This window comes from Pseudomonas sp. IT-P218, assembly GCF_949767605.1.
Classification (GTDB): Bacteria; Pseudomonadota; Gammaproteobacteria; order Pseudomonadales; family Pseudomonadaceae; genus Aquipseudomonas; species Aquipseudomonas putida_AE.
In genome coordinates this window covers 13,970-34,884 of the sequence record NZ_CATKQQ010000019.1, presented here as the reverse complement: position 1 = coordinate 34,884, position 20,915 = coordinate 13,970, and the positions used below count along the sequence as shown (strand labels likewise).

Below are 20,915 nucleotides of genomic sequence, written 5' to 3'. Positions count from 1 at the left end.
CTTCGCTGGCAAGCCAGCTCCTACAGGTTCTTTGCAGGCCAGCCAGACAGCCATAACCACCGGAAAAATCTTAAACCGGCTGCCCTCGATCAATCTTGCTGCTCAAGATGATCGACGTTGTCGTCTTCTCCACCCCATCCACACTGCCAATCTGATCCAGCAACTCATCCAGCTGCTCCGGCGAATCGCTGCGCAACCAGGCCACATAATCAAATTCTCCACTCACCGCACACAACTGCTGCACCTGGGCCATCGCACTCAGGCGCCGCAACACCTCCTTGCCGGAACGCGGCTGCACGGTAATCCCCACATACGCCTGCAGCCCGCCATCCACCACGCGCTGGCCGAGCCGCACGCCGTAGCCGGTGATGACCTTGGCCTTTTCCAGCCGCGCCAGGCGAGACGTGACGGTGGTGCGCGCGATGCCCAGTTGCCGGGCGAGCATGGCCACGCTTTCGCGGGCGTTGATCTGCAGGGCCGCAATCAGCTGACGGTCGATTTCGTCGAGAACGGGCGGGCGAATGTCGGGCAAGGCGGTCTCCAGCGGCTTGGATCAATGTGCAGGCATGTTACAGGCACATCCCCCGCAGCGCTCGCGACGCCAACATCCTGCTGACCGTGGGCGATATCGATCAGAAAAGCCAACGCCATTTCAGGACGTGTCTGACATACGTGGCAGGACCCCCTTGCCGATCATTGATTCTTTCCGTGACGTCGGGTCGCGGAGAGGTCTTAAGGTGCCAGGGGCGAATGGAAAAGGTCTCGTTCGATGTTGATCAGGTGTACTGCATATCCTTGAGTGAGCGCCATGACCGGCGGCAACTGTTCCGAAGCACCGTCGCAACGCTCATTTCAAACCCGATCGAGTTCTTCATTGCCCAGCGCAACAGCGAACCGATCCGAGGCTGTTACGAATCACATCAGGCACTGGCCAGAAAAGTCCTGGCCGAAGGTTGGCAACGGGTGTTGATATTCGAGGACGATGCCAAGCCCTATGGGCTTCATCCGATACAGGTGAGTTGGGTGAACCGGTTCATTCGCCGTAACAGGTTTGAGGCGTTGCACCTGGGGTACAGCATGGGTCGTACGTGGCTGACATGGTTCCCGTTCATTGCCCGCGGCAACGTGGTGGCACTGCACGCCTACATCCTCTCCCGCGAAGGCTGCAGGGTGCTGGCCCAAACTCCTTACGTCGGAGTACCAGTCGATGTCCTGTTTAAACGGCAGATCAAACAACATTGTGTATTTCCCATGCTGTTTCGCCAGCACGCAGCGGCGGTGACAGGCAGCGACATCGAGGCGCGCGCGGTGAATGAAGATGAATGGTGGGAACGCAACTGGAAGAAACACAAACGCTCGGTGTGGAAAAACCTCTGGCGCACCCTGGTTCGATTCAGGTTTTGATGATTGACCCGGAGTCCGCATTTGGTCTGTGATGTATGACAGCTCAATTGTGGTCGTGACACGAGGGACAGGTCATGTCGAAGAAAATGCCTCCTGCTGTACGGGCTCGTGCCTGGGAGATTGCCCATCACGAAATGGGCCACTACGTCGTCGCCCGTGCCTTGGGTTTTGCCACGGGCGGCGTGAGCCTGACAGTGACCATGGACTTACGGCATCACGGCGGGGCGTCCGTTAGCCTGGTGCGGGCGATTTCTTCGATCGAGGCCATGAAGCAACATCTGGAGGCCCGGATGATCGTCCTTCTGGCTGGCGCAATGGCGCAGACACTGCCTGCAAAATCTTCAGCCGGGCAACGCGTCGACAAGTCGAAAGCCACAGCCATCCTCAAGGGAGAGCAGGGGGCGGAGCAGGATTACGCAAAGATCAGGGAGCTGCAGCATCTACTGCGCAATTTGCTTTATCCCGAGACCGATCCGGCGGCGTCCGAGCGTATAACCGCTGAACTTAAAATTCTGACGGATCGCGCGTGGCAGCGGACTCAAGACATCGTGGAAGAACTGTCCGGGACCATTACCGAACTGGCAGCGGCCTTGGTGGGCGGCATGGTTATCGTCGAGCAGTGGGGGCGGGCGGCGGATACGTATGAGGTCGTGTTGACGGGGCAGATGCTTGAGCGGCTGCGGGCGGTGCAGGCGATACCCGTGTTACATGTTTGAATAGGCCTGCGTTAGGGTCCAACACGCTGGCAGGCCGTACCGTGTGCTGTACGCGTTCGGGACGGCGCTGCGCGATTCTGCTGATCGGGGGTGATAAAACCGGCCAGGAGCGTTGGTATACGGACCATGTGCCGCTAGCCGAGCGTATCTTCGACGAGCACTTGGAAACATTGAAGAAAGAGGGCTATGAAAATGGCTAAAAAATTTGCTGATTTGGTGGCGCGTCGAGCTCCAGAGTCTCAATCGCGTGTCGAGGCTTTGCATCAGAAGCTGCGAGCTCAAATGCCATTGCACGAGTTGCGCCAGGCGCAAGCGTTGAGTCAGGACTCGCTGGCCAAAACACTTCATGTCAACCAGGCGGCGATCTCCAAGATGGAGCGGCGTACAGACATGTACATCAGTACTTTGCGCAACTACATCCGCGCAATGGGTGGCGAGTTGGAAATCATTGCCACCTTCCCGGAAGGTCAGGTAAAGATCGAGAACTTTGCCAACTGAGCGATTAGACAATGGCGACTGATTCGAACCCTTCAGACACGCAAAAGCCGCGCATTGCGCGGCTTTCTTGTTTGGTGGGCCCACACGGACTTGAACCGTGGACCAAAGGATTATGAGTCCTCTGCTCTGACCAACTGAGCTATAGGCCCCATTGGTCGCGGATTATAGCGATGGTTTCGCGGCTGTGCTATCCGAAAAATCTGAAACTACTGTACGAAGGAACGTTGCGGCAAATTCGTCGGGGGGCAGGGGCAGGCTGACGATGTAGCCCTGGATCTGCTCACAGCCTTCGGCGGCCAGGAATTGCTGCTGCGCCTGGGTTTCGACGCCCTCGGCGATGACCGTGAATTGCATACTGCGGCCGAGGGCGATGATGGCGCGCACGATCGCGGCGTCGTGGGGGTCATCCGGCAGGCCGCGGACGAAGGATTGGTCGATCTTGAGAATGTCCAGCGGCAGGCGCTTGAGGTAGCTCAGCGAGGAGTAGCCGGTGCCGAAGTCGTCGATCGCCAGTTGCACGCCCAGGTGCTTGAGTTGGTGCAGCACCGCCAGCGCTTCTTCGGCCTGGCTCATGATGAAGTTTTCGGTGATTTCCAGTTGCAGGTAGCCGGGGTTGAGGCGGTTGTCCTTGAGCAACTGCTCGATGCGCCCCAGCAGGTTTGGTTGGCGCAGCTGGGCACCGGCGAGGTTGACCGACAGCGGGCCGAGGCCTTCGTACATCTGGTTCCATTCAAACATCTGCCGGCATGCGGTCTCGAGAACCCAATCGCCGATCTGCAGGATCATGCCGTTTTCTTCGGCAAGCGAAATGAAATGTTCGGGCGGTACGTCGCCAAAGGTCGGATGACGCCAGCGAATCAGTGCTTCGGCACCCACCAGGCGATAGTCCTCGAGGCTGATCTTGGGTTGGTAGCACAGGTGCAGTTCATTGCGCTCGATGGCGCGGCGCAGTTCGTGCTCCAGCGCCACGCGCTCGCTGGCCTGGGCGGTGAGGTCGAAGGTATAGCTTTCGACACGGTTGCGGCCCTTGGCCTTGGAGCGGTACATCGCCGCATCGGCATTCTTGATCAGCGTGGCCACGTCGCAGCCGTCCTTGGGGTACAGGCTGGTGCCGATGCTGGAACTGATGAAAAACTCATGTTCGCCGGCCTGGAACGGCGCGGTAAAGCAGTTGAGCAGCTTGGTGGCGATGTTGTCGGCGTCGCTGGCTTGCTGCAGGCCGGGGAGCAGAATGATGAATTCGTCGCCGCCCAGGCGCGCGACGGTGTCGATGTCGCGCAACTGGTCCTTGAGGCGCACGGCAATGCCCTTGAGCAACAGATCGCCGACCGGGTGGCCGAGGCTGTCGTTGATGTGCTTGAAGCGGTCCAGATCGAGGAACAGCACCGCCCCCTGGCCGCCGTTTTCCTTCTGGTGATTGAGGGCGTTGAGTAAACGGCTCTCGAACAGCGTGCGGTTGGGCAGGCCGGTCAGCGGGTCGTGGTGAGCCTGGTAGTCGAGTTTGGCCTGGGCGTGTTTGAGGCTGGAAATGTCGGCGAACACGGCCACGAAGTGGGTGATGAAATTTTCGCGATTGCGCACGGCGCTGATGGTTAGCCAGCTCGGATAGAGTTCGCCATTCTTGCGTCGGTTGGAAATCTCGCCTTGCCAATGACCTTCGGCGGTCAGTTGATGCCACATGGCGGCGTAGAACGCGCTGTCATGCAGGCCCGAGGCAAGCAGGCGCGGGGTATGGCCCAGTGCTTCGCTTTCGCTGTAGCCGGTGATTTCGCTAAAGGCACGGTTGACTGCGCTGATGTGCTGCTGGGTATCGGTGATCAGCACGCCTTCTGCGGTGCTCTCGAATACCGTGGCGGCCTGTTGCAGTTTTTCCTGCATCAGGTGGCGCTCGGTGATGTCCCGGGCAATGGTCAGCATGCAGTCATCGTCACCGATTGGCAGCGGACGACTGGAGACCTCGCAGAGGCGGATCTGCCCGTCGCTGCGGCGGATATGGCAGCTGAAGTCTCGGACGAAACCGTCCCGGTGCAACAGGTCGAGCATTTGTTTACGTTCGTTGAGGTTGACCCAGATCCCCAGGTCCAGAGCCGAGCGATCCACGGACATTGCGCTGTTGAAACCGGTAATGCGGCTGAAGCCCTCGTTGACCTCGATCAGCAGGCCATCGCTTTGCCGGGACAGCAACAGGCCGTCCGGCGAGGCGTGGAACGCCTTGGCGAATTTCTCTTCGGAGGTTTGCAGTTGTTGCTGGGTTTCCTTGAGTTGGGTGATGTCGCGCACCACGACCACCAGCGCCGGGGTCGTGTCGAGGTCGAACGGTTCGGCAGAGATCAGGCCGGTGAACACCTGGCCATTGCTGCGGCGAAAGGGCATCTCCAGGTTGCGGATGCTGCCGGCCTGCAAGCGCTGCAGCAGCCCGGGCCCGACGCCCGGGATACCCCAGATGTTGAGGTTGGTGGCGGTCTGGCCGATAACGTCCTCGGCCCTGAGGCCGATCTGATCTTCGAACGCCTCGTTGACCTCCAGCAGGCAGCCGTCGCTGAGGCGTGCGATCACGAGGATGTCCGGGCATTGCTGGAATACCGAAGCGAACTTCTGTTCAGACTGGCGCAGTGCTTCTTCGGTGCGCTTGGTTTCGCTGATGTCGATCATCAGGCCGCGCATCACCGGCTCATGACCGTGTTCGATCAGGCTGACGATGTCGCGGACCCACAAGCAACGCCCGTCAGCGGTGATGACCCGGTAATCGAGGCTGTGGTCTCGCCCGGCCAGCACTTCGTGGTCGCAGAAGCTCTGCGCGCGGGTGAGGTCGGCGGGGTGGATGATGTTGCGCCAGAAGCCGGGGATCAACCAGTGGGACAGGGGGTAACCGAGCAGGTCTTCGGCGTGGGGCGACACATAGCTGTAGGTGAAGTCGCTCATCCGCGCTTCCCAGGCGATGGCCGACAGACTCTCCACCAGCCCGCGGTAATGGTATTCGCTGCTGCGCAGTTCCTGCTCCAGATCGACCCTGCGGGCGATTTCCGAACTCAAGCGACGGTTGACGCGGATCACTCCAGCCAGCACGAGGATCAGCAGCAGTAGCCCAGGCAGGCCGTAGATCAGCAGATCGGACCAGAATGTTCGGTGATCGAGAACGTTGCCCACCCATTGCTCCTGGATCGAGCTGATTTCAGCAGGCGACATGTCGGCCAGGACTTTATCCAGGATGCCGACCAGCATCTTGTTGTCCCGTGGTACGCCCATGGCCAACTGATAGCGGTAGGGGGTTTCGCCGCTGACATACAGCCCGTCGAGCTTGAGCTGGCGCAAACTCCAGATGCTGGAGGCGAGATCGCCTACCACGGCGTCCACTTCATCGGTGGCCAGCGCCTGCAAGGCCGAACTGACGTTGGGCATCGCCACCAGGTTCAGATCGGGATTGTGGGTACGCAACAGTTCGTGGGGCGCGTAGTTTTCCACCACGGCGATTTTCAGCCCGTACAGGTCTTTGAGTTTACGCGGCTGGGCGCCTCCGACATGCGCCAGGATGACGATCGGGAAATCCAGGTAGGGGCGGGTGAATGACAGGTAGGCCTGGCGTTCCGGGGTCGACATGATGCCCGGCAAAAGGTCCAGCTTGCCTTGTTTGGCCTGGTCCAGCACGACCGTCCAGCTCACGGGCTCGATGGGTGTGAGCTTTATGGCCAGTCGCTCGCGAATCAGGTCGATATAGTCTGCCGCAAGGCCCTGGTAACGCCCCTGGTCGTCGCGAAACTCAAAGGGGGGCCAGGACGCATCGACACCCAGGCGCAGGTCCGGGTGGGCCGCAAGCCAGCTACGTTCTTCGTCGGTTAGAGTCAGCGCGCCAGCCGTTGCGGTCCAGGAAATCAGCGACAGCAAAAAAAACACGGTCGGCAGTCTGGGCATAACGGTCTCGTTATGGCTCGGGGAATGTTTCGAGTGTAGACGGGCAAAGCGGCGGGTGGGGTGGTGCGGGGGATTTAATCTGCACAAAACAAAACCCCCGGCCTGGGCCGGGGGTTCTGGTGTCACTCGTCGAGGAAGGAGCGCAAGTGCTCGCTTCTCGTCGGATGGCGCAGCTTGCGCAGCGCCTTGGCTTCGATCTGACGAATCCGTTCACGGGTCACGTCGAACTGCTTACCAACCTCCTCGAGGGTGTGGTCGGTATTCATGTCGATTCCGAAGCGCATGCGCAGTACCTTGGCTTCACGGGCAGTGAGGCCGGACAGCACTTCGCGAGTCGCTTCCTTGAGGCTCTCAACGGTCGCGACATCGATTGGCGACTGCATCGTCGAGTCTTCGATGAAGTCACCCAGATGGGAGTCTTCGTCATCACCGATCGGGGTTTCCATGGAGATCGGCTCTTTAGCGATCTTCAATACCTTGCGGATCTTGTCCTCAGGCATTTCCATGCGTTCGCCCAGCTCTTCCGGGGTCGGTTCGCGACCCATTTCCTGCAGCATCTGGCGGGAAATGCGGTTGAGCTTGTTGATCGTCTCGATCATGTGCACCGGAATACGGATGGTGCGGGCCTGGTCGGCGATCGAGCGAGTGATCGCCTGACGGATCCACCAGGTGGCATAAGTCGAGAACTTGTAGCCGCGACGGTATTCGAACTTGTCTACCGCTTTCATCAGGCCGATGTTGCCTTCCTGGATCAGATCGAGGAATTGCAGGCCACGGTTGGTGTACTTCTTGGCGATGGAGATCACCAGACGCAAGTTCGCTTCGACCATCTCTTTCTTCGCGCGGCGGGCCTTGGCCTCACCGATCGACATGCGACGGTTGATGTCCTTGATCTCGGCGATCGTCAAACCGGTCTCGGTTTCCAGCGCGGTCAGCTTCTGCTGGCAACGAATGATGTCCGGCTGCAGGCGACCAATGGCTTCGGCGTATTTGCTCTTGCCTTTGGCCAGTGCGTCAGACCAGCTTTCGTCGACTTCGTTGCCCGGGAACTGGCGCAGGAAGTCGGCACGCGGCATGCGCGCATCACGAACGCAGAGCTGCATGATTGCACGCTCTTGCTGACGCAGACGATCCAGGGCACTGCGCACACGCTCGACCAGGCCTTCGAATTGCTTCGGAACCAGTTTGATCGGCATGAACAGTTCGGCCAGTGCCAACAGCTCGGCAATTGCCAGCTTGTTGTGGCGACCGTGCTTTTTCAGCGCCTTGCGGGTGATTTCCATCTGATCGGCGACAGCGCCAAAACGCTGGGCGGCGATGATCGGATCCGGACCGCTTTCGGCTTCTTCTTCGTCATCGGAAGCTTCGGCGTCATCGTCTTCGGCATCGTCATCCGCTTTCGCGGCCTTTGCGTCGATCGGCGGCGGTACTTCCGCCGCAGGCGGCGCAATACCATCGTCCGGGTCGATATAACCGCTCAGGACGTCGGACAAGCGGCCACCTTCGGTGGTGACGCGAGTGTATTCGGAGAGAATATGATCAACCGTGCCAGGGAAGTGCGCGATTGCGCTCATCACTTCACGGATGCCCTCTTCAATACGTTTGGCGATTTCGATTTCGCCTTCACGAGTGAGGAGCTCGACCGTACCCATTTCGCGCATATACATGCGCACCGGGTCGGTAGTGCGACCAATGTCGGTCTCGACCGCTGCCAACGCAGCAGCTGCCTCTTCGGCCGCGGCTTCGTCGGTATCGGCGTCGGCCAGCATAAGGGAATCCTTATCTGGCGCAACCTCGAATACGTTGATCCCCATGTCGTTGATCATGCGGATGATGTCTTCCACCTGTTCCGGATCTGAAATATCCTCCGGCAGGTGGTCGTTGACCTCCGCGTAAGTCAGGTAGCCCTGCTCACGACCAAGTGTGATCAACTCTTTGATACGAGACTGCTGTTGCGCTTTTCCGGACATAACACCCTATCCACTGAAGGTCTTGGCGGGCAAAAAACAAGCCGAGGATTATACCTGAGCTATGACCTCACGCGCCAGTTGAGGTCGGGCTTGATGCGGAAACATTGCGACTTAATAGGTCGCGCAGTTGGTTTTTCTCTTCTGTGCTCAGCTCGCTTTGTCGGGCTTTCCTGAGCAGTTGTTCCAGATTTCGCTCGCGTTGGCGGGCTGACAAGCTAGTAATGGTGTCGAAAAACTGTTGTTCAAGGTTATCTCCGTCAATCAGCCATTCCTTTTCCGCCAGCGCCTTGAGCAAACGTCCTTGCTCCGTGCCGTGCCAGCGCGCAATCAACTGAAATGAGTTTAGCTTGGGATTCTTCTGTACGGCTTCGAGCAGCGCCACCAGCAGTTGCGTGTTGGTGTGGTCCTCGGCGGCAAAATGCCCGGCATCCTCGACTTTTTCGGCCAGTTGCGGGTGGTGGAGCAGTGTGCGCAACGCGGCGAGCGTCGGAGGCTCTACGGCCGCCGGCACCCTGGGCGCGCGGGGTTGATCGCGATCACCACCCCGCTTGCCGTTCTTGTCCCACGGCTTCTTGTCCCATTTCTTGCCGCCTGCGCCGGGTTTCTTCGGCGTCCATTCCTGCTGCGGAACGTACATTTCCTGCGATTGCGGCTGATGATAGTCGCTGTAGTCGGGCATCGCGTCGTAATCGATGCCCGGATCGTAGGCCGGTGGCGCTTCTTGCGGAGCGCTTTGCACCAGCTGACTGACGGCTTCCCCGCTCAGGCCGGTGATTTCGCTGAGGCGCTGGCGCATCAGGATGCGCAGGTTGGCCCCTGGCACTTTGTCGATCAGCGGTGCTGCCAGGGTGGCCATGTGGGCCTTGCCTTCGAGTGAGCGCGGGTCGGCTTCTTCCGTCAGTTGCTGGAAAAAATAATCGGCCAATGGCTGCGCGTGCTGGTTGATGCGTGCGCGGAAGGCGTCGGTGCCTTCGGAGCGGACCAGGGTGTCCGGGTCTTCGCCTTCGGGCAGGAACAGGAATCGCGCGCGACGGCCATCCTGCAGGCTCGACAGCGTGGCTTCGAGGGCTCGCCAGGCGGCGTTGCGGCCGGCCTGGTCGCCGTCGAAGCAGAACAGCACGCTGGGCACGACGCGAAACAGCCGTTTCATGTGCTCTTCGCTGGTGGCGGTGCCCAGGGTCGCGACGGCATTGCGCAAGCCTTGCTGGGCGAGGGCGATGACGTCCATGTAGCCCTCGACGACGATGATTTCGTCGAGGTTGCGGTTGTTCTTGCGCGCTTCGTACAGGCCGTAGAGTTCCTGGCCTTTATGGAAGACCGGGGTTTCCGGCGAGTTGAGGTACTTGGGCTTGTCGTCGCCCAGCACCCGGCCGCCAAACGCGATGATGCGCCCGCGACTGTCGCGGATCGGGAACATCACGCGATCACGAAAGCGGTCGTAGCGTTTGCCGGTTTCGGCGTTTTCGATCAGCAGGCCGGCATCGATCATGGCTTTTTGTTGCAGGGTGTCGCTGCTCAAGTGCTTGAACAGGTTGTCCCAGCCAGGTGGCGCAAAACCGAGGCCGAAGTCCCGGGCGATTTCACCGGTCAGCCCGCGACCTTTCAGGTAGTCCACTGCGGCTTTGCGCGCCGGATGGCTTTTCAGGGCCTGGCGATAGAAGTCGGCGGCGGCCGTAAGCAACGGGTACAGCGGCGAATCGGTGGGCTGGCGCGGCTTGTGCGGGCGCCCGCTTTCTTCCCGGGGGATTTCCATCCCGGCGGCCTTGGCCAGTTCTTCGACAGCCTGGGGGAAGTCCAGGTTGTCGTGGTCCATGATGAAACCCAGGGCGTTACCGCCAGCGCCGCAGCCGAAACAGTAATAGAACTGCTTGTCGGGGCTCACGCTGAAAGAGGGTGTTTTCTCTTTGTGGAACGGGCAACAGGCCGTATGGTTCTTGCCGGCCTTTTTCAGTTGCAGGCGCGAGCTGACCACGTCGACGATGTCGGTGCGGTTCAGAAGGTCGTCAATGAAGCTCTGGGGAATCAGCCCGGCCATGGCGTTCTCGTCGTCTGCGCTGAAAAGGAACCGAAGCGAAGGGTAGCTGAGCGCGGGTCATTGCTTGAGGCACGCAAAATGTGCTGCTCGACCGGTATCGCCTGCATAATCGCTGTCGGGAAGTGTATCTGCCGAAAATCCACTGACGTTACTACTCATCAGTATTCGACTGTTTGAAAGTGTTGCGCTGAATCCGGCTGCGCCCGTCAAGGGTCTCGGATAGCTCTTTTTCGGCACGCAAACAGGTGCCTTGGGCTGATCGTCGTGAGAGGAATCAGTGGGTGTGCTCGTCAGTAGCCTTGAAAGGCTCGTCAGAAAAGACGTGCACCGCTGGCAAAAGAGCCAGGTCTGACGCAGTGAAGCAGATTTGTCTCGGTCGCGTCTGCGGCTTCGACGGTGAAGCATCAAGCGTTTTACGCAAATGCCATTAGCCCGGCGTGAAGCCGGGCTTGGCAGAAGCTTGCTACGATCGTCTGTGTATTAGTACAGGCGAACGGCGCGGCGCTGTTCGCGCTGAACTTTCTTGGCGTGACGCTTAACAGCGGCTGCTGCTTTGCGCTTACGCTCAGAAGTTGGCTTCTCGTAAAATTCGCGGCTACGAACTTCAGCCAGTACACCGGCTTTTTCGCAGGAGCGCTTGAAACGACGCAGAGCTACGTCGAAGGGTTCGTTCTCTTTTACTTTGACGGCTGGCATCCAGAGCTACCTTCATTCATTACCGGGGTCAACATCCTCGCGGCAAAAGAGCACTTGAAGACGTCGGTTTTTAAGGGTTGCGGATGTTAACCCCTCATCGCACGGAATGCAAAGCCTCTGATCGAAAACCGCTGGTCGGGGCATCACGCGGCGACTATTATGCGCGCCTTCGAATTCAGCCTAAACAAGGCGCAAACCCATGCTAGTACTGGGATTAGAAACCTCTTGCGACGAAACCGGTGTCGCGCTTTACGACAGTGAACGCGGTCTGTTGGCCGACGCGCTGTTCAGCCAGATCGACCTGCACCGCGCCTATGGTGGCGTAGTGCCGGAGCTGGCCTCGCGTGACCACGTCAAGCGCATGCTGCCCTTGATTCGTCAGGTGTTGGCCGAAGCCGACTGCGTGCCGACCGAGATCGACGCCATCGCTTATACCGCGGGCCCCGGCCTGGTCGGTGCATTGCTGGTGGGTGCTTCCTGTGCCCAGGCGCTGGCCTTTGCCTGGGGCATTCCAGCGCTGGGCGTGCACCACATGGAAGGCCATTTGCTGGCGCCGATGCTGGAGTCTCAGCCGCCGGAATTTCCGTTCGTCGCTTTGTTGGTGTCGGGTGGTCATACACAGTTGGTTCAGGTCGACGGAATCGGTCAGTACACGCTGCTGGGCGAAACCTTGGATGACGCCGCAGGCGAGGCCTTCGACAAGACCGCGAAGATGATGGGGCTCAATTATCCGGGTGGCCCGGAAATCGCTCGGCTGGCCGAGCAGGGCGTTGCAGGACGTTTCGTTTTCCCGCGTCCGATGTGCGACCGCCCTGGGCTGGACTTCAGCTTCAGCGGCTTGAAAACCTTCGCCCTGAACACCTGGCAGCAGTGTGTGAGTGCCGGAGACGACGGTGAGCAAGCCCGTTGCGACATCTCGCTGGCGTTCCAGCAGGCCGTGGTGGAGACTTTGACCATCAAGTGCAAGCGCGCCCTGAAAGCGGCTGGCATGAAGCGCCTGGTGATCGCTGGAGGCGTCAGTGCCAACAAGGCGCTTCGCTCCTCCCTGGAAAAAATGCTCGGCGACCTGAAGGGCGATGTTTTTTACGCCCGTCCGCAGTTCTGCACCGATAACGGCGCCATGATTGCGTTTGCCGGTTGCCAGCGCCTGCAGGCTGGCCAGCAGGAAAGCCTGGCGATCAGTGTGCAGGCGCGGTGGCCGATGGAGCAGTTGTCGCCCCTGTGATGAGCGGCGCTCATGGCTGGCTGCTAAAAATGCCGTTCGCGCCCGGCAAACAGGTCGCGTAGATTGCCCCGGTGGCGCCAGACGATCATTGCGGTCAGGGCGCACATGGGCAGCAGCGCTGCCGGTTCTTGCCAGGCCAGCAGTGGCAGGGTCAGGGGCGTGGCGATCAAGGCGGCCAGCGAGCTGGTACGGGTCAGGTAGAACGTCAGCAGCCAGGCGCAGACCGCCATCAAGGCTGCTGGCGGGTACAGCCCCAGCAGCATGCCGGCAGCGGTGGCGACACCCTTGCCACCGCGAAAGCGGAAGTACAGCGGGAACAGGTGACCGATAACGGCGCAAACGCCGATCCAGGCCTGATCCTGCAGTGACAGGCCTGCGAGGCTGGCGATCAGTACGGGCAACAGGCCTTTGCAGAGGTCGCCGAGCAGGGTCAGAATGGCGAGTTTCTTGCCGGCCAGGCGCAACATGTTGGTGGCGCCGGCATTGCCCGAGCCACTCATTCGCGGATCGGGGGTACCGGTCAGGCGGCTGAGCAAAATGGCGAAGGACAGAGAGCCGAGCAGGTAGGCGAGGGTCGCCAGTAACCAAAACATGCTAACTATTCCGGGCGAGGACGCCCTGATTCTAACGGCGCATTGCGCCCTTGTCGTGTAGCGGAGAAAAGTGCTTGGACAGAGTGTTTATCGAGGGCCTGGAAGTCGACACCGTGATCGGTGCCTATGACTGGGAGCGAGGCATCCGACAGTGCTTGCGGCTTGACCTGAGTTTCGCCTGGGATAATCGTCCGGCCGCCGCTGGCGATGACCTGACCCTGGCGCTGGATTACGCGAGCGTTTCGTCGCGCATCCAGGCCTTTGCCGAGCAGGCGCAGTTCCAGCTGGTCGAGACCTTTGCCGAGCGGCTGGTTGAAGTGCTGATGAGCGAATTCAAGATCACCTGGATGCGCCTCAAACTGACCAAGCCAGGCGCGGTTCCTGCCGCTACCGGTGGCGTGGGCGTGGAGATCGAGCGCGGATGTCGCTGACTCAGGTATATCTCGGGCTCGGCAGCAATATCGAGCGCGAAACCCATTTGCAGGCCGGCCTGGAAGCACTGGCGGGTTTTTTGGTGGATATGCGTTGCTCGGCGGTCTTCGAAAGCCAGCCAGTGGGGATCAAGAGCGGGCCGTTCTTCAATTTCGTGGTGTCGGCCTGTACCGACTTGCCGCTGATGGAGCTGGATCGCCGATTAAAGTTCATTGAGGCCGATAATGGGCGTTACGCGCCTGATCGCCGAGGTTTGCCTCTGGATATCGACGTGTTGCTGTTCGGTGACCTGGTGGGCAACTTCGATGGCCTGGTACTGCCGAGGGCGGAAATTCTTAAAAATGCCTTTGTATTGTGGCCGTTGTCGCTGATTGCGCCGGATCGCGTGCACCCGGGTGTAGGTAAAAGTTTCGCCGCGTTGTGGGCCGAAGCGCAGATTGATCAAGTGCTTGCGCCGGTGGCATTTGAGTGGCGTGGGCAGCCATTAACCCCGTCCGATTTGCTTTAAAGCAAAAGATCGCAGCCTGCGGCAGCTCCTACATGGAAACGCATATTCCTGTGTAGGAGCTGCCGCAGGCTGCGATCTTGTGATCTTGCTTAGGCTTGTTCCTTATAAGCTTTCAACGCCTTGAGCCGTTCACGCTTGATTGCCTCGCCCAGCTCAGGCCCTTTGAATCCCTGCTCCAGCAACGGCTGAACCGCCACGCTACGCGCCACCGTCGCCGCCCCGCGCAGGTAATCGGCCTGTGGATAACTTCTCTGCTCCAGCCCCTTCCGCCCTCGCGCATCCATCTCACAAGCGGCGATGAATTCCTCGAACCGCTGCGGCCGACGGTAAACGTCGAAGCTCTGCAGTAGCTCCAGCAAGGTCGATGGTTTCAGTTCCAGTGCGCGATGACCGTGGGTGTGGTACTCGCCCACCAGCAACGCCAGCTCCTGGCAATCCCTCGGTGCCTTGAAGCGTTCGTTGACCGCTTTGATCAACTTCAGTCCTTTGGACTCATGGGCAATGTGACGCGGCCACTGCTCCTCTGGCGTCAGCCCCTTACCCAGGTCATGCAGCAGGCAGGCCCAGCGCACGGTCAGCGGTTGTTTGTGCTGTGCCGCTTGCTGCAGCACGCTCAGGGTGTGGGCGCCGGTGTCGATTTCCGGGTGGTGGGCTGCCGGTTGCGGGACGCCGAACAGTGCGTCGACTTCCGGCATCAGCACTTCGAGCGCGCCACACGCGCGCAATACCTCGATAAACACCTGTGGCTGATTTTCCATCAGGGCGCGGGAGATTTCTTTCCAGCTGCGCTCAGCCGTCAGTGCCTGGAGTTCGCCTGACTCACTGAGCTGGCGCATCAGATCGAGGGTTTCGGGAGCGACAGTGAAGCCGAGTTCGGCGTAGCGTGCGGCGAAGCGAGCAACGCGCAAGACCCTGAGCGGATCTTCGGCAAACGCGGGGGAAACGTGGCGCAGTACACGGGCCTCGAGATCGCGCTGGCCGTGGTAGGGGTCGGTCAGGTTCTGCTGATCGTCTTCGGCCATCGCGTTGATCGTCAGGTCGCGGCGTATCAGGTCTTCTTCGAGGGTCACGTCTGGGCTGGCGTGGAACGTGAACCCGCCATAACCGCGTCCGCTTTTGCGTTCGGTGCGGGCGAGGGCATATTCCTCGCCGGTTTTCGGATGAAGAAACACCGGAAAGTCAGCGCCTACAGGCCGATAACCCTGGGCGAGCATCTCTTCAGTGGTCGCGCCAACCACCACCCGGTCGATATCGGTGACAGCTATGCCGAGCAGGCGATCGCGTACCGCGCCGCCAACTTTATAAATCTGCATGAAAAACCTCCGTTAGCTCGACAGGATAACCCTTGCTTCGAGCGTTCGGAGGCATAAACGGCATCACAAATGGATGACAGCCAGGTCCAGCCGGCCGTAATCGCCTTCGGCGTGTTCGCCCCTCGGTGGCACATGGTGGGTTTTCATGATCTGGTCACCCTGCAGGGTTTCCAGGTGAATATCAAAGCCCCAGAGGCGATGCAGGTGCTTGAGCACTTCCTCGGTGGACTCTCCCAGCGGTTTACGGTCGTGTTGCTGGTGGCGCAGGGTCAGAGAGCGGTCGCCGCGTCTGTCGATGCTGTAGATCTGCACGTTGGGTTCGCGATTGCCCAGGTTGTATTGGGCGGCCAGGGTTTCACGGATGATGCGATAACCACCTTCGTCATGAATGGCCGGTACCAGTAGATCGTCTTTCTGGTCGTCATCGAGAATGCTGAACAGCTTGAGGTCGCGGATCACTTTGGGTGAAAGGTACTGCAGGATGAAACTCTCATCCTTGAAGCTGCTCATGGCGAACTTGATGGCTGCCAGCCAGTCGGTGCCGGCAATGTCCGGGAACCAGCGGTAATCCTCTTCAGTAGGTTCTTCGCACATGCGCCGTATGTCGCGGTACATGGCAAAGCCCAGGGCGTAGGGGTTGATACCACTGTAATAGGGGCTGTCGAAGCCAGGCTGGAAGACCACGCTGGTATGGGAAGTCAGGAACTCCATCATGAAACCGTCGGTCACCAGGCCTTCGTCGTACAGGTCGTTCATCAGGGTGTAGTGCCAGAATGTGGCCCAGCCTTCGTTCATGACCTGGGTCTGGCGTTGAGGATAAAAATACTGGGCGATCTTGCGCACAATCCGCACGATTTCCCGCTGCCAGGGCTCCAGCAACGGTGCATGTTTTTCGATGAAGTACAGGATGTTCTCCTGCGGTTCGGCGGGGAAGCGCGCGTTGTCCTTGTCGCTGTACTTGTCTGCGCCTTTGGGAATGGTGCGCCACAGATCGTTGATCTGCTTCTGCAGGTGTTCTTCCCGGTCCTTTTGCCGGCGTCGTTCTTCCTCGGCAGAAATAGGGTAGGGACGTTTGTAGCGATCAACACCGTAGTTCATCAATGCGTGGCAGGAGTCGAGCAAGTCTTCGACCGCATCGATGCCATGGCGCTCTTCGCACTGCATGATGTACTGCTTGGCGAACACCAGGTAATCGATGATCGAGCTGGCATCGGTCCAGGTGCGGAACAGGTAATTGCCCTTGAAGAAGCTGTTGTGCCCGTAGCACGCATGCGCCACCACCAGCGCCTGCATGCAGATGGTGTTTTCCTCCATGAGGTAGGCGATGCACGGGTCGGAGTTGATCACGATTTCGTAGGCCAGCCCCATCTGACCGCGTGTGTAGGACTTTTCGGTGCTGAGAAAATGTTTGCCGTAGGACCAGTGGTGATACCCCAGCGGCATACCGACGGAGGCGTAGGCGTCCATCATCTGTTCAGCGGTGATCACTTCGATCTGGTTAGGGTACGTATCGAGCGCGTAGCGAGCTGCAATACGACTGATTTCACGGTCGTAGGCCTGGATCAGCTCGAACGTCCATTCCGATCCGGTGGATATGGGTTGGCGCTTCTGCTCTTTGGCGGTCATGTCACTAACCTGCGCTGGAAGAGTTCACGGAAGACCGGATAGATATCCCCGGCCGAGACCAGTTGTTGCTGGGCAAAAGTGTCGGAAAAGGCTTCAGCGATGCGCTCGTACTCGAACCACAGGGCCTGATGTTCCCGTGGGGTAATCTCAACGTAAGTGTAGTACTGCACGAATGGCATGATCTGGTTGATCAGGATGTCGCGACAAATAGGCGAATCGTCGTTCCAGTTGTCGCCGTCGGAGGCCTGGGCAGCGTAGATGTTCCACTCGTTGGCCGGATAGCGCTCGGCCATGATTTCCTGCATCAACTTCAAGGCGCTGGACACGATGGTGCCGCCGGTTTCTCGGGAGTAGAAGAACTCCTCCTCGTCCACTTCGCGGGCACTGGTGTGGTGGCGGATGAACACCACGTCGATCTTGTCGTAGTTACGCTTGAGAAACAGGTACAGCAGGATGAAGAAGCGCTTGGCGATGTCCTTGGTCGCCTGGGTCATCGAACCGGAAACGTCCATGAGGCAGAACATCACCGCCTTCGAGCTGGGGTTGGGTTGTTTGATCAGCAGGTTGTACTTGAGGTCGAAGGTGTCGAGAAAGGGTACGCGGTGAATACGCGCGCTGAGTTTTTCGATTTCTGCCTCAAGTTCCTGGATATCGCCGAAGTTGTCCGGTTCTTCCTGCTTGAGTCGCAGCAGTTCCTCCTTGGCTTCGCGCAGTTTCGCCCGGCTGCTGCCGGACAGGGCGATTCGCCGTGCGTGGGCTGAGCGCAGGGTTCGGATGATGTTGATCCGCGAGGGGTTGCCCTCGTTGCTGATCCCCGCGCGCACGGTCTTGAAGGTGTCGGTGCCGGTCAGGTTGCGCTTGACCAGGTTTGGCAGTTCAAGGTCTTCGAACATGAACTCGAGGAATTCTTCCTGGGTGATCTGGAAGACGAACTCGTCCATCCCTTCGCCCGAGTTGCCGGCCTTGCCAGGTCCTCTGCCGCCGCCACCCCCAGGTGGCCGGGCAATGTGTTCGCCGCTGGTGAATTCCTTGTTGCCCGGGTGCACGACGGTCTGTTTGCCGCCGCGTCCGTGGTGAAGCACCGGTTCGTCGATGTCGCGCCCCGGGATGCTGATTTGCTCGCCGTGTTCCATATCGGTAATGGAACGCCGGCTGACCGCCTCTTCGACAGCCTTTTTGATGTGATCACGGTAACGCCGCAGAAACCGCTGGCGGTTCACCGTGCTCTTGTTCTTGCCATTGAGACGTCGGTCGATCACATAGCTCATAGGCCCTCCGGGGAGCTTCGAGTCATAAGCTTCAAGCTGCAAGACAGAAGCTTCAGAAACAAGCGGCGCGCGACATATGGCCACATTTACGCCAACAACGCGTTTTCGGTGGGGCGGTGTCGCGTGCCGCTTGCAGCTCCCTTACTGGGACTTTCTGACCCTCAGGTACCACTCGGACAGCAGCCGTACCTGTTTGTCTGTGTAACCGCGCTCGACCATTCGAGTGACGAAGTCGTTGTGTTTCTGCTGGTCCTCTTTGCTGGCCTTGGCGTTGAAGCTGATGACTGGCAGGAGGTCCTCGGTGTTGGAGAACATTTTCTTCTCGATGACCACCCGCAGTTTTTCGTAGCTGAGCCAGGTCGGATTCTTGCCGTTGTTGTTGGCACGGGCGCGCAGCACAAAGTTGACGATTTCGTTGCGGAAATCCTTCGGATTGCTGATGCCGGCCGGTTTTTCGATTTTCTCCAGTTCTTCGTTCAGCGCAACACGGTTGAGGATTTCGCCGGTTTCCGGGTCGCGATACTCCTGATCCTGGATCCAGAAGTCTGCGTACAGCACGTAGCGATCGAAGATGTTCTGTCCGTACTCGCTGTAGGACTCGAGGTAGGCGGTCTGGATCTCCTTGCCGATGAATTCGATGTAACGCGGTGCCAGGTACTCCTTGAGGAAGCGCAGGTAGCGTTCACGGGTTTCGGCCTGGAACTGTTCCTGCTCGATCTGTTGCTCGAGCACGTACAGCAGGTGCACCGGGTTGGCGGCGATTTCGTGAGGATCGAAGTTGAAGACCTTGGACAGGATCTTGAACGCGAAGCGGGTCGACAGGCCGTTCATGCCTTCGTCGACACCGGCGTTGTCGCGATACTCCTGGATCGACTTGGCCTTCGGATCGGTGTCCTTGAGGTTTTCGCCGTCGTACACCCGCATCTTGGAGTAGATGTTGGAGTTTTCCGGTTCCTTCAGACGTGAAAGCACAGTGAACTGGGCAAGCATTTTCAAAGTGTCGGGCGCGCAATGGGCTTTGGCCAGCGAGCTGTTGAACAGCAACTTGTCGTAGATCTTCACCTCGTCACTGACCCGCAGGCAGTACGGCACTTTGACGATGTAGATCCGGTCGATGAACGCCTCGTTGTTCTTGTTGTTGCGGAAGGTGTGCCATTCCGATTCGTTGGAGTGGGCCAGCAGGATCCCGGTGAACGGAATCGCACCGAGACCTTCTGTACTGTTGTAGTTGCCTTCCTGGGTCGCGGTCAGCAATGGGTGCAGGACCTTGATCGGCGCCTTGAACATTTCGACGAATTCCATCAGGCCCTGGTTGGCCCGGCACAGTGCGCCCGAATAGCTGTAGGCATCGGCGTCGTTCTGTGGGAATTCTTCCAGTTTGCGGATATCGACCTTGCCCACCAGTGCCGAGATGTCCTGGTTGTTTTCATCGCCCGGCTCGGTTTTGGCCACGGCGATCTGGTTGAGGATCGACGGGTAGAGTTTGACCACGCGGAACTGGCTGATGTCGCCGCCGAATTCGGCCAGGCGTTTGGTGGCCCATGGCGACATGATGGTGTTGAGGTAGCGCCGCGGGATGCCGAAATCTTCCTCGAGGATCGCGCCATCTTCAGTGGCGTTGAACAGACCCAGGGGCGATTCGAATACCGGCGAGCCCTTGATCGCGTAGAAGGGCACTCTTTCCATCAGTTGCTTGAGTTTTTCGGCCAGGGACGATTTACCACCGCCAACGGGGCCGAGCAGATAAAGGATCTGTTTCTTCTCTTCCAGGCCTTGGGCGGCATGGCGGAAATACGACACGATCTGGTCGATGCATTCTTCCATCCCGTGGAAGTCTTCAAAGGCCGGATAGCGGCGGATCACCTTGTTGGAGAAGATTCGCGACAGCCTCGAGTTGGTCGAGGTGTCGAGGAGTTCCGGTTCGCCGATGGCCAGCAACAGACGCTCGGCGGCGGAAACGTAGGCGCTACGGTCCTTTTTGCACAACTCCAGATACTCTTGCAGCGAGAGTTCTTCCTGGCGTGTGGACTCGAAACGTTGTTGGAAGTGGCTAAAGATACTCATGACGTCACCTCGCTCGATACGTGGAGCCGACGCCGGATCACTCAGTCGATGCTGGCAGCAACCGAACAGGCAGTCGCTGTTTACCCCCCAGAACTCTTTCGGAGCTGACTACCCCGAAAGCTACTCCCGATGACCCGTGCGCCGGTGTACCGGCTCTCCCCTGTTTTGGATGGCCTGCGCTTAAGGATAGTTGGGAATTCGGGAGGTAAAGGCGAGATACGTAATTAGTTGTGGCTGACCGTTCGTCTGCCACCGCGCAAGCCCGCGGTGGCTGGGGCTTGCACATGACAAAAAAATTATTCGCTGGTGCCTTGCGCCGTTTCCGTAGGGTAAGTCGTACGCCACAGCTCAAAACCGCCATCCATGCTGTAGACGTCGGAGAAACCCTGGCTGATCAGGTAGGCGGCGGCGCCCTGGCTGGAGTTGCCGTGATAGCAGACCACCACGGTTGGCGCGTCCAGGTCGGCGCCCTGGATGAAGGCGTGCAGGGAGTGGTTGTCCAGATGCCTGGAGCCGCTGATGTGCAGGGCGGCAAAGGTCGCGGGATCGCGGACGTCGACCACCACTGCGCCTTGTTCGCGCAGGGCCTGGGCCTGTTCCGGGGGGATACGTTTGAATTCGCTCATGGCGGGCTCCTTTGGCTCGGCTGAAAGCGCAG

17 protein-coding genes, 1 tRNA gene and 1 pseudogene are annotated in these 20,915 nt (G+C 59.3%); 7 read left to right on the top strand and 12 right to left on the bottom strand.

Annotation, left to right across the window (positions count from 1 at the left end; translation table 11 throughout):
* Positions 1-70 precede the first annotated feature (70 nt).
* The gene (locus tag ACM6I6_RS13775; RefSeq protein WP_274077737.1) at positions 71-532 is read right to left on the bottom strand and encodes an Lrp/AsnC family transcriptional regulator; all 462 of its coding nucleotides are present in this window, start codon (positions 530-532) and stop codon (positions 71-73) included.
* A 218-nt stretch (positions 533-750) separates the two neighbouring features.
* Between ACM6I6_RS13775 and ACM6I6_RS13770 the strand changes: the two genes are divergently transcribed.
* From ACM6I6_RS13770 to ACM6I6_RS13755, 4 genes and pseudogenes are all read left to right on the top strand, one after another.
* Positions 751-1,404, top strand: a complete 654-nt coding sequence (locus ACM6I6_RS13770) for a hypothetical protein (protein ID WP_414920049.1) — start codon at positions 751-753, stop codon at positions 1,402-1,404.
* A gap of 74 nt (positions 1,405-1,478) precedes the next feature.
* Complete coding sequence (locus tag ACM6I6_RS13765; RefSeq protein WP_414920048.1) at positions 1,479-2,120, top strand: site-2 protease family protein; 642 nt, start codon at positions 1,479-1,481, stop codon at positions 2,118-2,120.
* Between the two features lie 10 nt (positions 2,121-2,130).
* Positions 2,131-2,320 (top strand): annotated as a pseudogene (locus ACM6I6_RS13760) (type II toxin-antitoxin system RelE/ParE family toxin); the annotation flags it as partial.
* A complete protein-coding gene (locus ACM6I6_RS13755; RefSeq protein WP_274077744.1) occupies positions 2,313-2,618 on the top strand; it encodes an XRE family transcriptional regulator in 306 nt (101 codons plus the stop codon). The pseudogene ACM6I6_RS13760 and the gene ACM6I6_RS13755, both read left to right, overlap by 8 nt.
* 72 nt (positions 2,619-2,690) lie before the next feature.
* Here ACM6I6_RS13755 and ACM6I6_RS13750 read toward each other — a convergent pair.
* The 5 genes from ACM6I6_RS13750 to rpsU all read right to left on the bottom strand — a co-directional run bounded on the left by ACM6I6_RS13750 (position 2,691) and on the right by rpsU (position 11,228).
* Positions 2,691-2,767: transfer RNA gene (locus ACM6I6_RS13750), tRNA-Ile, on the bottom strand.
* Between the two features lie 13 nt (positions 2,768-2,780).
* Complete coding sequence (locus ACM6I6_RS13745) at positions 2,781-6,527, bottom strand: bifunctional diguanylate cyclase/phosphodiesterase (protein WP_323608541.1); 3,747 nt, start codon at positions 6,525-6,527, stop codon at positions 2,781-2,783.
* 122 nt (positions 6,528-6,649) lie between these two features.
* On the bottom strand, positions 6,650-8,497 hold the full coding sequence (gene rpoD / locus ACM6I6_RS13740) for an RNA polymerase sigma factor RpoD (protein WP_274077733.1): 1,848 nt from the start codon (positions 8,495-8,497) through the stop codon (positions 6,650-6,652).
* A 67-nt stretch (positions 8,498-8,564) separates the two neighbouring features.
* Positions 8,565-10,532, bottom strand: coding sequence for a DNA primase (gene dnaG, locus ACM6I6_RS13735; protein WP_274077732.1), 1,968 nt, complete (start codon positions 10,530-10,532; stop codon positions 8,565-8,567).
* A 480-nt stretch (positions 10,533-11,012) separates the two neighbouring features.
* Positions 11,013-11,228, bottom strand: a complete 216-nt coding sequence (gene rpsU, locus ACM6I6_RS13730) for a 30S ribosomal protein S21 (protein ID WP_002551877.1) — start codon at positions 11,226-11,228, stop codon at positions 11,013-11,015.
* A gap of 199 nt (positions 11,229-11,427) precedes the next feature.
* On the opposite strand from rpsU, the gene tsaD reads away from it, so the two are divergent.
* Positions 11,428-12,453, top strand: a complete 1,026-nt coding sequence (gene tsaD / locus ACM6I6_RS13725) for a tRNA (adenosine(37)-N6)-threonylcarbamoyltransferase complex transferase subunit TsaD (protein ID WP_274077731.1) — start codon at positions 11,428-11,430, stop codon at positions 12,451-12,453.
* Positions 12,454-12,476: 23 nt separating this feature from the next.
* Here tsaD and plsY read toward each other — a convergent pair whose 3' ends face one another.
* A complete protein-coding gene (gene plsY, locus ACM6I6_RS13720; RefSeq protein WP_323608539.1) occupies positions 12,477-13,046 on the bottom strand; it encodes a glycerol-3-phosphate 1-O-acyltransferase PlsY in 570 nt (189 codons plus the stop codon).
* A 74-nt stretch (positions 13,047-13,120) separates the two neighbouring features.
* On the opposite strand from plsY, the gene folB reads away from it, so the two are divergent.
* Together folB and folK are read left to right on the top strand one after the other, a co-directional pair.
* Complete coding sequence (gene folB, locus ACM6I6_RS13715) at positions 13,121-13,477, top strand: dihydroneopterin aldolase (RefSeq protein WP_008051601.1); 357 nt, start codon at positions 13,121-13,123, stop codon at positions 13,475-13,477.
* Complete coding sequence (gene folK / locus ACM6I6_RS13710) at positions 13,468-13,986, top strand: 2-amino-4-hydroxy-6-hydroxymethyldihydropteridine diphosphokinase (RefSeq protein ID WP_274077729.1); 519 nt, start codon at positions 13,468-13,470, stop codon at positions 13,984-13,986. Before folB ends, folK begins: the two co-directional genes overlap by 10 nt.
* A gap of 89 nt (positions 13,987-14,075) precedes the next feature.
* Here folK and ACM6I6_RS13705 read toward each other — a convergent pair whose 3' ends face one another.
* The 5 genes from ACM6I6_RS13705 to glpE form a co-directional block, all read right to left on the bottom strand.
* On the bottom strand, positions 14,076-15,299 hold the full coding sequence (locus tag ACM6I6_RS13705) for a multifunctional CCA addition/repair protein (protein WP_274077728.1): 1,224 nt from the start codon (positions 15,297-15,299) through the stop codon (positions 14,076-14,078).
* A 63-nt stretch (positions 15,300-15,362) separates the two neighbouring features.
* The gene (locus tag ACM6I6_RS13700; RefSeq protein ID WP_274077727.1) at positions 15,363-16,925 is read right to left on the bottom strand and encodes a SpoVR family protein; all 1,563 of its coding nucleotides are present in this window, start codon (positions 16,923-16,925) and stop codon (positions 15,363-15,365) included.
* On the bottom strand, positions 16,922-18,193 hold the full coding sequence (locus ACM6I6_RS13695) for a YeaH/YhbH family protein (RefSeq protein ID WP_008061553.1): 1,272 nt from the start codon (positions 18,191-18,193) through the stop codon (positions 16,922-16,924). Before ACM6I6_RS13695 ends, ACM6I6_RS13700 begins: the two co-directional genes overlap by 4 nt.
* 141 nt (positions 18,194-18,334) lie before the next feature.
* Entirely contained in the window at positions 18,335-20,257 is a 1,923-nt protein-coding gene (locus tag ACM6I6_RS13690) for a PrkA family serine protein kinase (protein WP_008061555.1), read from the bottom strand.
* A 296-nt stretch (positions 20,258-20,553) separates the two neighbouring features.
* Positions 20,554-20,883, bottom strand: a complete 330-nt coding sequence (gene glpE / locus ACM6I6_RS13685) for a thiosulfate sulfurtransferase GlpE (RefSeq protein ID WP_274077726.1) — start codon at positions 20,881-20,883, stop codon at positions 20,554-20,556.
* Between the last annotated feature and the right edge of the window lie 32 nt (positions 20,884-20,915).